This is a genomic window from Longimonas sp., from assembly GCF_046498435.1.
GTDB lineage: Bacteria > Bacteroidota > Rhodothermia > Rhodothermales > Salinibacteraceae > Longimonas.
In genome coordinates this window covers 1-9,338 of the sequence record NZ_JAWOAR010000188.1, presented here as the reverse complement: position 1 = coordinate 9,338, position 9,338 = coordinate 1, and the positions used below count along the sequence as shown (strand labels likewise).

Sequence of the window (9,338 nt, the reverse complement as noted above, 5' to 3'; positions counted from 1 at the left end):
CTCAGGATCGCCCGAAAGACTTTTTACGGTCGGTTACTTGCCCTGGACTTCACAATTTCCAGGGAGGGAAAAGTCTTGTTTCCTCCGGGCTGGGCCCGTCGCGTGCTCACCATGACAGGTTTTGGGGGGACACAGAGTTTGGCACAGTCTCCGCACCCTAACATTCAGGTGTGACACGACACTGTCACGTGTGACACAGCACTACTCTTCATCCACCAGCGGGACAAAGCGAAATGCGTCAAACGACTCCCGTTCGTAGGTGTCTTCATCTGTGCGAACGATGCGCTGCATGATGTGAGCCCCCTGCTTGCCCACCGGAATCACAAGCCGCCCGCCATCGGGGCGTAACTGGCCGAGAAGCGGATCGGGCACAGACTCGGCCCCAGCGGTTACGATGATGCCGTGATACGGGCTCATGCCCGGCCAGCCCTGCGTGCCGTCGGCGTGGCGGGTGCGCACGCGGTAGCCCAGCCCTTGCAGTTTACGCTTGGCCCGCTGCAACAGCGCCCGATGCCGCTCGACCGAAAAGACCTGCGCCTCCATTTCGCAGAGCACCGCCGCCTGGTAGCCGCTCCCGGTACCAATTTCAAGGATGCGCTCACCGGGCTGTGGATCCAGCAAGCTTGTCTGATACGCGACCGTAAACGGCTGCGAGATGGTCTGATTGTTGCCGATGGGCAACGCTTCGTCTTCGTAGGCCCGCTCCTGAAAGGCCGGTTCCACAAACGCATGGCGCGGCACAGCCTCAATGGCACGCAGCACCCGCTCGTTTGTAATGCCCCGCTCTCGCAGGTGCTTGACCAACGCCTTACGGCGCGTGCTGTACAACCGGTCTGCATACGAACGAGGCATAAATGGAAAATAAACAACCGTAAAGACTACGAAGCCCGCTGCCGGGCACGACGCCGATCGGACGAGGAACCCAGTGCGTTACGCAGATACGTAGACAGCTCGCTGGGCGTAATGTTGGAGATGAGCGCTCCATCACGCGAGATTGAGATGTTGCCGGTCTCTTCGGACACGATCACCACGAATGCGTCGGTCTGTTCGGTGAGTCCAACCCCCGCACGGTGCCTCAGTCCCAGCTGTGGACTTAGCTTCATGCTGGTCGACACCGGCAAGATGCAGCGCGCAGCTTCCAAGCGTCGGTCGGCAATAATCACGGCCCCGTCATGCAGCGGCGTCTCCTTGTTGAAGATGGTCAGCAGCAAGTCGCGCGTTACTTCCGACTGAATGACCTCGCCGGTTTCAATGTAGCTACGCAGTCCGGTTGTGCGCTGAAACGCGATGAGCGCGCCCTGTTTAACGCTGCTCATATGATCTACGGCCGACACCGTTGCCTCAATGACGGCTTCCTGACTATCGGTCGAGACAAACTGGCGGATGAGCGGGTTGCGTCCTAACAGCAACAGCAGCCGCCGAATCTCGGGCTGAAAGATGATGATGATAGCGAGCACAAACACCTGATTGAAGTAGCTGAACACCATGTTCAGCACCTTCATATCGAGCACCCACACCACCAACTGGATGGCGAAGAGCGCCCCCAGCCCAAGCGAAATCTGCACCGCAATGGTGCCCTTCATCAGCCGGTAGAGCTGATACATCAGAAACGACACCAGCGCGATCTCAAAGAAATCGCCTACCCCAATGTCCAGGATCTCAAGAAGCGTCACCAGTGGGGAGGCAGTCGTTAGTCCAAAGACAGGCGGTCGGGATCGCGCACGGCGTCGGCTACACGGAGCGCTTCGGCGGTGGCGGCTACGTCGTGCGTGCGCACCAGGCGAGCGCCCTGCTGCACCGCCAGCACCGTAGCGGCAATGGAGCCGTACAGGCGCTCGCCCACCGGGGCCGGAGCATCGGGCGTTCCAAGCGCTGCGCCAATGCTGCTTTTGCGGGACACGCCTATAAGGATGGGGCGTTCCAGGTCGTGCAACACATCCAACGCGTTGATCAAACGCAGATTATCGGCATGCGACTTTGCAAATCCAAATCCGGGATCTACTACAATGTCTTCGACGCCTGCGGATTCAGCGCGCTCAACCGCCTGTTTGAGTCCGTCGCATACGGCCTGCATCAGGTCATCGTACGTTTGGCCGTGCGGCATAGCGCCGGGGCGGCCCAGCGAGTGCATTACAATGAGCGGAGCCCCGTGCTCGGCAGCTACCTGGGCCGTTTCAGGGTGGATGCGCAGGCCGGTGATGTCGTTAATGATGTGCGCACCAGCTTCCAGGGCCGCTGCCGCCACCTCGGGCTTGTACGTATCCACCGAAAGGAGCAGCGCTGGGTCTTCCTCACGCAGCCGCTCCACCACCGGCACGACCCGGCCAATCTCTTCTTGCCGCGCCACTTTGGCCGCCCCGCTGCCGTACTCGCGCCCCGAAGGCCGCGTAGACTCGCCGCCAATGTCGATCACATCGGCACCGGCATCACGCATGGCCAGGGCATGCGCTACCGCATCCTCAACCGCCATGTAATTGCCGCCATCCGAAAACGAGTCGGGCGTCACGTTGAGTACACCCAAAATGCGCGTAGTGGTGCGGCAGTCAAGGGTCTGCGGTTTGCATCGAAGCACATGCCGCGCCGTAGCCGTAGAATCCATACGAACAAAGCACTTGAAATATTAGCGGGCCCGTGAACCTTTCAAACATAAAAGGATACCAACGGACGGACAAAAACGTGGGCGCAGCGCCGAGTTTGGTAGAAAATTGTTGCTTGCTCTTCCGGCTTCGGCGCAACGGCTATCTTACTCACTGACTGTGGTTTCTATGTTCGCTCTTTTTCGCGCACTGCTGCATCGTGTTGGGCCGCTACGGCGGGTTCAGTCCGTGCTAGATGCCCCCATCGATACGCAGCGTCACCTGCTGCGCACGATGCTCAACCACGCTGCCGCAACCGAATGGGGCCAGCGCTACGGGTTTGCCGACATCGCCCGGCAGCGCGATGTGGTGGCGGCCTACCAGGCGCGCGTACCGCTCCATACATACGACGATCTCGCCGACGACGCCGCGCGCATCCGCAAGGGAGCTGCCGATGTGCTCTGGCCGGGCACACCCACCCACTTCGCTGTATCCAGTGGCACCGTCTCGCAGGGTAAAGTGCTCCCTGTCTCCCAGGAAACGATCGACATCAACCGGGGCTTCAGCGTGGGCGTGGGCTTGCACTACCTGGCCACCACCGGCAAGTGGCGCTACCTGCTTGGACGCCACCTCACGCTTCCGGGGAGCGTCACCGAAGACCCCGACCATCCGGGCACCTATGCAGGCGAGGTAAGCGGCATTCTGGCGAAGCATGCCCCCGGCTTCTTCAAGGCCCTGTACCAGGCTGTACCGAACGAGATTTCCTTTCTGCCCAGTTGGGAAGAGAAGCTCAACGCCATCGCCGAACGCACGGTCGACCAAGACATCCGGCTGATCGTGATGGTGCCGTCGTGGGCTAAGAAGCTGTTCAAGCAAGTCATTGCAACCCACAACCGGCGCTACAATGCCAACGCGACAACCGTGCACGAGGTGTGGCCCAACCTGCAGCTGTTTATTTCGGGCGGTGTGGCGCTGGATTCGTACCGCGACCAGTTGGAGGCCATCGTCGGTGGGCCGATGGATTTCATTGAGACGTATGGGGCGTCAGAAGGCTTCTTTGCATTCCAGAACGACCCCAACGACAATGCCCTGCTGTTGCATCTGAATAACGGCGTGTTCTTTGAGTTCGTGCCCATGGACGAGTACGGCTCCGAGCATCCCACCCGCCACACAGTAGCCACTGTAGAGACAGGCGTGCGCTATGCCCTGTACGCAACGTCGTACAGCGGATTGTGGTCGTACGATGTCGGCGATGTGGTCCAGTTTACCCAGCGCGATCCCTTCAAGATTGAGGTGGCCGGCCGCACCAGCGAGATGATCGACACGTTTGGGGAAGCGCTGTTTGCTGATGAGGTGCGCGATGCGTTGCACCAGGCGTGCGACGCCACCAACGCTACGTTCCATCATTACCACGTAGCTCCTGCCGTTCCCCAAGACGACGCCCCGCCGCAGCACGAGTGGATCATTGAGTTTGATGAGCCCCCCAAGAACCTCAACGCCTTTCGCGACACCGTAGATACGTACCTCGACCGCGTAAACCGCCATTACCACATTCGGCGTGAGTCGGATGTGTTGCAACCTCCGCAGATTACTGCTGTGCCTGAAGGCACGTTTTACGCGTGGCTACAGGCAACTAACGACCGCATTAGCGGACAGACCAAGGTGCCGCGCATGAGTACAGTACGCACAACAGCCGACGGCATCCTGGCTGCCCGGCCCAACCGGTCGCTTGCGCCTCCGGCTGCTCAAGTCGACACCCGAGCATGAGCCAATCCGAGTACAGCCGTGCGCACTTTGGAACAAGCCGTTATATGGCACGTGCTGAAATGGCACCGCGCGCTCCATCCATTCCTGTAGGCAACAGCAACGACGTAGTGGTCTCTTGCTTGGTTTTTCGGACGGATGGCAGCGCGCGCTCACGCGTTTCCCTTTTCTCTGCGCGCTCGGTAGCTCAGCGCGTTGATGGCACGGGCTCCGCCATACGGGTCGTTCCACTTGCCCCCAACCTACCTTCTGCATGCAGCATATGCCCAACAGGACCCGCTACCAAATGCCCCCTGTGGAGTGATCTGTTGCCCCTACACAGGAGTCCTTTGGCCAAACGGCTCTTAGCCACACGGCCCTTACCATCCGGTGCGCCGCGGTATTCCCCCTGCACCGGTCCCTCCACCCCCTTCTCGTAACCATTGCACCCACAAACCCCCAGGCGCTATATGTACGTTCCGCGCGAGCAACGCATGTTGGACCAGTACCTTCAGGAGATTGGCAAGATCGACTTGCTCGAAGCCGAAGAGGAAGTGGAGCTGGCCCGACGCATTAAACAGGGCGATGAAGAGGCCCTGCACGAGCTCACCCGCGCTAACCTGCGCTTCGTCGTCTCCGTTGCCAAGAAATACCAGGGCCAGGGGCTTTCGCTCTCTGACCTCATCAACGAAGGCAACTACGGTCTCATCAAAGCGGCCAAGCGATTCGATGAAACCCGTGGCTTCAAGTTCATCTCCTACGCCGTCTGGTGGATTCGCCAGGCCATCTTGCAAGCGCTCGCCGAGCAGAGCCGCGTGGTGCGCCTGCCGCTGAACCGGATTGGCGTGATTTCGAAGATCCGCAAGGCCAGCGCGCGCTTGCAGCAAGAGTACGAGCGCAAGCCCAACATCGAGGAACTGGCCGACGAGCTCGAAATCGAGCCGAAGAAGGTGCGCGAGGCGCTGCAACACACCAGCCGCCACCTCTCCGTCGATGCTCCCTTCAACGATGAGGACGACAACAGTCTCCTCGATGTGCTGCCCGACGAGGAGTCAGATTCACCCGACGACGAGATGCTCGGCGAATCCGTTAAGATCGACATTGAGCGGGCGCTGAACATGCTCGAAGATCGCGAGGCCGAGATCACACGTCTCTACTTCGGTATCGGGCGCGAGCATCCGCTCACTCTCGAAGAGATCGGCAAACGCTTTGGACTGACCCGCGAGCGCGTCCGGCAAATCAAGGAAAAAGCGCTGCGCAAGCTCCGCAAGCGTCACCGTCGCGAAGACCTCCAAACGCACGTCCGATAGCTCAATTTGATACACTGCTACCACGCGTAACGCCAGGATGCATCATCGCACAACGCACACGTTGCGTCTGTGCCTCTGTGCTCCTGCCTACGTTTCCCTGTCACGCCTCGCAGCCTCAGGCTGTGGGGCGTGTGGCATTGTAACCGCGCCACTACCACGTACTTACTTCGTATCGCTATGCCCATAACCCCCGACGACGTTGATCATGTGGCCGAACTGGCCCGCCTGTCGTTCGATGCTTCGGAAAAGGAACAGCTCGCTTCCGAAATGAGCCGCATCCTCGACTATATTGATACGCTCAACGAACTGGATACCGCGGGCGTACCCCCCATGGCGCACGGGCTTGACCTCAAGAATGTTACCCGTGCCGACGCGCCCAACGCGCGCATCTCCAAAGAACAAGCCCTACAAAACGCCCCCGACACCGACGGCGAGCATATGCGCGTGCCTCGCGTTATCGGTAACGATGCGTAGCTTCGCCTGTCACTTCCCTACGCCTTCTTGAGCTGCCGCCCCCACCTGCATGGCCGACTCGCCCAACGCCTCGCTCGTGTCTACCGACCGCCTCGTACGCATGGCCCAACGCCACGGGCTCCCGCTGGTCGGCTTCTTCGTACTGTCGCTCCTCTACTTTGCGCCCCTCCACTTTGACGGCATGGGCCTGCACGGCTCCGACATTGTGCAGTGGCGCGGTATGGCCGAGTCGATGATCGAGTACGAAGAGGAAACGGGCAATGCCGCGCTCTGGGCGCCCAACGTATTCTCGGGCATGCCGGGCTACCACATTCGCTACGCACCCGCAGCTCCGCAGATCGACACCCTGGTCGATGCGCTGCGCCCCTACCTGTGGCCCACCACGCACTTCTTTCTGCTGATGGCCGGGCTCTACGCGCTTGTCCTCTACCTGGTACGCGATCGCTGGTCTGCCCTCTTGGCCGCCCTCGCGTTCGGGTTCACCACGTACCTCTTCATCATTCTGGGCGCGGGGCATCAGACGAAGTTTGTGGCGCTGGCGTACGCCCCGTACCTGCTCCTGGCGTTTGCGTATGGGATGCGAAGGCCCGGCCTGCTGAGCAGCTTACTCTTTGCTGTCGCGCTAAGCCTGCATCTGCGGGCCGACCACCCCCAGATTACGTACTACGTGCTCATGGTGGCGCTGGTATGGTGGATCGTGGAAACGGTCCGCGCCGGACGCCAGTCCAACTGGATTCCGCATCTCAAAACCACCGCATGGCTCGCGCTGGGCACCATCGTCGGGCTGGTCATGGTTATCCACCCGTACTGGGCCACCTTTGAATATAAAGACTTCTCTATTCGCGGGGCGGCCTCCGGAGGCGAATCGGGGAGCGGTAGCCTTGATTGGGACTACGCCATGCGCTGGAGCCAGGGACCCAGCGAGTTCCTCACGCTCTTCGTGGCCGATGCCTTCGGCGGGGGCGGGCAGACCTACTGGGGACCGAAGCCCTTCACCTCGGGCCCCCACTACGTGGGCGGCATCATCGTGGCGCTGGCCGGGCTGGCCCTGTGGAAGGTGCGCAATCGCATCGTGCTAAGCCTCGGCCTGGGTGCGCTCGTGACCGGACTCTTCGCCATGGGGCACCACGCCGCCTGGCTCAACCGCCCCATGTTCGAGTATTTCCCCTACTTCTCGGCTTTCCGCACCCCCGAAACGTGGATGAGCATCACCGTGCTTGCCCTCGTCCTGTTGGCTGCGTTCGGACTCCGAGCTCTGCTCAAACGTCCTGCATCCACCCGCAAAAAACGCCGATCGAAGCCCGACGCAAGCGTCCTTTCGACCCGCGATAGTCTCCTGCCCTTTGGGGCCGTAGCCGGGCTCATACTGCTCCTGTGGCTCGGGGGCGATGCCCTCCTCTCCTTTGAAAAACCCGACGAGCGCGCCCGTATCGAGCAGGCCATTCAGCAGCAACGACCCGACCTCTCGCTCAACGACCCCCAGGTCCAGCAGTTTATACGCACGCAGTTGGCCGACCAACGTGAGGAGCGTCAGGACGTCTTTCAGGGGGATGCGCAGCGGACGCTCCTCTTCCTGATCCTGGCGATGGGCCTCATTTGGGCCTACCGCACCGACCGCATTACCGCACCGTGGATCGTAGGCGTGGGACTCGCAGCGCTCGTGCTGGTGGATCTGTGGGGCGTAGGCAAGCGCTACCTCGACCGCGACGACTTCTCGCCCACCCAGAACGCCGAAGAGCAGATTTCTACGTACGGCTTCGACCGTTTCCTCATCGACGAGCGCGAAGACGCGGGCGGGCCCGGCCACTTCCGCATCTACCCGATGGCGCTCAACCCCATGAACAACGCCGAGCCGTCGTATCACCACGAATCGATCGGCGGATACCACGGCGCCAAGCTGCGGCGCTATCAGGACTACATCGACTTTATTCTGGAGCCCGATCAGCGCTCCGGGCCCAACAAAGGCGCCATTGACCTGATGAGCGGACGCTACATCATCGGGCAGCAAGCGCTACCCGGCACCGAGCCCGTCCACCGCGATGATGAGACCGGATTGCAGGTCTTCGAAAATCCCGACGCGCTGCCGCGTGCCTTCTTTGTAGACCGCGTGACCGTCGAATCCGACCAGGAAGCGCTGTGGGACCGCCTGGGCGATGCCTCCACCAACCTGCGCGAGCACGCCTTCCGCGAAGAACCGCTCGATGCCGACCTCGACGCGATCTCGTCCGATAGCCCGCCCTCGGTCGAGCTGAACACGTTCACCCCGCCCGAAATTGAGTGGAGCGTCGAAACCAGCGGGCAGCACCTCCTGGTCGTGAACGAAGTGTACTACCCGGAAGGCTGGAACGCCTACCTCGATGGCGAGCCCGTGCCCATTCACCGCGTCAACTACTTGCAGCGGGGCGTGGTTATTCCTGAAGGGGAGCACACCCTCACCATGCGCTTTGAACCGACCTCCAACCGCGTGGGCGGCGTCATCGCCCAGGTGGCTACGGCCAGCGTGTACCTCACGATCATCGCACTGGTCGCGCTGCCCTGGTGGCGGCGGCGCAATGATGCATCGGATCCCGACGCTCCGCATCCCCCTAACGCAGACGCTGATGAACCTGATGCATGATCTGCCTCGGAGACTGCTGGAGATGCACGTGGTATCCCGCTGTGGAAGCGTGAACGGGAAAACCATCCATCCCTCCAAACATCCATCCCTCCATCCCCCGCATGTCTGCCACCCGCCGCGTCCTGCTCGTTGCGTACTACATGCCGCCCGCAGGCGGGCCCGCCGTGCAGCGCATTCTGCAATTCGTAGAGGGCCTGCCCCATCACAACTGGCAGGTGGATGTGCTCACGGTGCAAGCCGGGGCGTATCCCACGACCGACCCTGGCTTGCAGAAGGCAGTGCCGCCATCGGTGCAGGTCTACCGCACGCCCGCGCTCGACCCGTACGCGCTCTATGCCCGTCTGAAAGGCGCACGTAGCACAAAAGACGCCCTGCCCGCCGGGTCGTTCGATCCAAATGCCGCTTCCTGGATTGAGCGCCTGGCCCGCTGGATCCGCGCCAACGTCTTTCTGCCGGATGCGCGCATTGGCTGGTGGCCCTTTGCTGTGCTGCGCGGACTGTGGCTGCTACGCACGCAGCGCTACGACGCCGTACTCACCAGCGGCGCGCCTCATTCCGTGCACTGCATCGGACACACGCTGCACCGGTTCAGCAGCACGCCGTGGGTGGCCGACCTGC

Annotated in this window: 7 protein-coding genes and 1 pseudogene; 5 read left to right on the top strand and 3 right to left on the bottom strand. The window is 61.4% G+C overall.

Annotated elements, in window-relative coordinates; all coding sequences use genetic code 11:
- Positions 1-201 precede the first annotated feature (201 nt).
- Genes R6U20_RS07055 through folP form a run of 3 tightly spaced genes read right to left on the bottom strand, consistent with a single transcriptional unit; the run spans position 202 to position 2,599 of the window.
- Complete coding sequence (locus R6U20_RS07055) at positions 202-852, bottom strand: protein-L-isoaspartate(D-aspartate) O-methyltransferase (RefSeq protein WP_410337153.1); 651 nt, start codon at positions 850-852, stop codon at positions 202-204.
- Positions 853-878: 26 nt separating this feature from the next.
- Positions 879-1,673 (bottom strand): diadenylate cyclase CdaA, encoded by a 795-nt coding sequence (gene cdaA / locus R6U20_RS07050; RefSeq protein WP_410337152.1) that lies wholly within the window; start codon positions 1,671-1,673, stop codon positions 879-881.
- A 17-nt stretch (positions 1,674-1,690) separates the two neighbouring features.
- Positions 1,691-2,599, bottom strand: a complete 909-nt coding sequence (gene folP, locus R6U20_RS07045; protein WP_410337151.1) for a dihydropteroate synthase — start codon at positions 2,597-2,599, stop codon at positions 1,691-1,693.
- A 166-nt stretch (positions 2,600-2,765) separates the two neighbouring features.
- Here folP and R6U20_RS07040 point away from each other — a divergent pair, with 166 nt between their 5' ends.
- The 5 genes and pseudogenes from R6U20_RS07040 to R6U20_RS07020 form a co-directional block, all read left to right on the top strand.
- The gene (locus R6U20_RS07040; protein WP_410337150.1) at positions 2,766-4,343 is read left to right on the top strand and encodes a GH3 auxin-responsive promoter family protein; all 1,578 of its coding nucleotides are present in this window, start codon (positions 2,766-2,768) and stop codon (positions 4,341-4,343) included.
- A 446-nt stretch (positions 4,344-4,789) separates the two neighbouring features.
- Positions 4,790-5,629: an RNA polymerase sigma factor RpoD/SigA gene (locus R6U20_RS07035; protein ID WP_410337149.1), complete on the top strand. Its 840-nt coding sequence runs from the start codon at positions 4,790-4,792 to the stop codon at positions 5,627-5,629.
- A 177-nt stretch (positions 5,630-5,806) separates the two neighbouring features.
- Positions 5,807-6,103 carry an Asp-tRNA(Asn)/Glu-tRNA(Gln) amidotransferase subunit GatC gene (gene gatC / locus R6U20_RS07030; protein ID WP_410337148.1) on the top strand — a complete coding sequence of 99 codons (297 nt, stop codon included), beginning with the start codon at positions 5,807-5,809 and terminating at the stop codon, positions 6,101-6,103.
- Between the two features lie 49 nt (positions 6,104-6,152).
- Positions 6,153-8,720, top strand: a complete 2,568-nt coding sequence (locus R6U20_RS07025) for a hypothetical protein (RefSeq protein ID WP_410337147.1) — start codon at positions 6,153-6,155, stop codon at positions 8,718-8,720.
- A gap of 101 nt (positions 8,721-8,821) precedes the next feature.
- Positions 8,822-9,338 (top strand): annotated as a pseudogene (locus R6U20_RS07020) (glycosyl transferase family 1); the annotation flags it as partial.

Coding starts and splice junctions, on each gene's coding strand:
- R6U20_RS07035 (WP_410337149.1), top strand. CDS start 4,790: ATGTACGTTCCGCGCGAGCAACGCATGTTGGACCAGTACCTTCAGGAG.
- gatC (WP_410337148.1), top strand. CDS start 5,807: ATGCCCATAACCCCCGACGACGTTGATCATGTGGCCGAACTGGCCCGC.
- R6U20_RS07055 (WP_410337153.1), bottom strand. CDS start 852: ATGCCTCGTTCGTATGCAGACCGGTTGTACAGCACGCGCCGTAAGGCG.
- R6U20_RS07025 (WP_410337147.1), top strand. CDS start 6,153: ATGGCCGACTCGCCCAACGCCTCGCTCGTGTCTACCGACCGCCTCGTA.
- R6U20_RS07040 (WP_410337150.1), top strand. CDS start 2,766: ATGTTCGCTCTTTTTCGCGCACTGCTGCATCGTGTTGGGCCGCTACGG.
- folP (WP_410337151.1), bottom strand. CDS start 2,599: ATGGATTCTACGGCTACGGCGCGGCATGTGCTTCGATGCAAACCGCAG.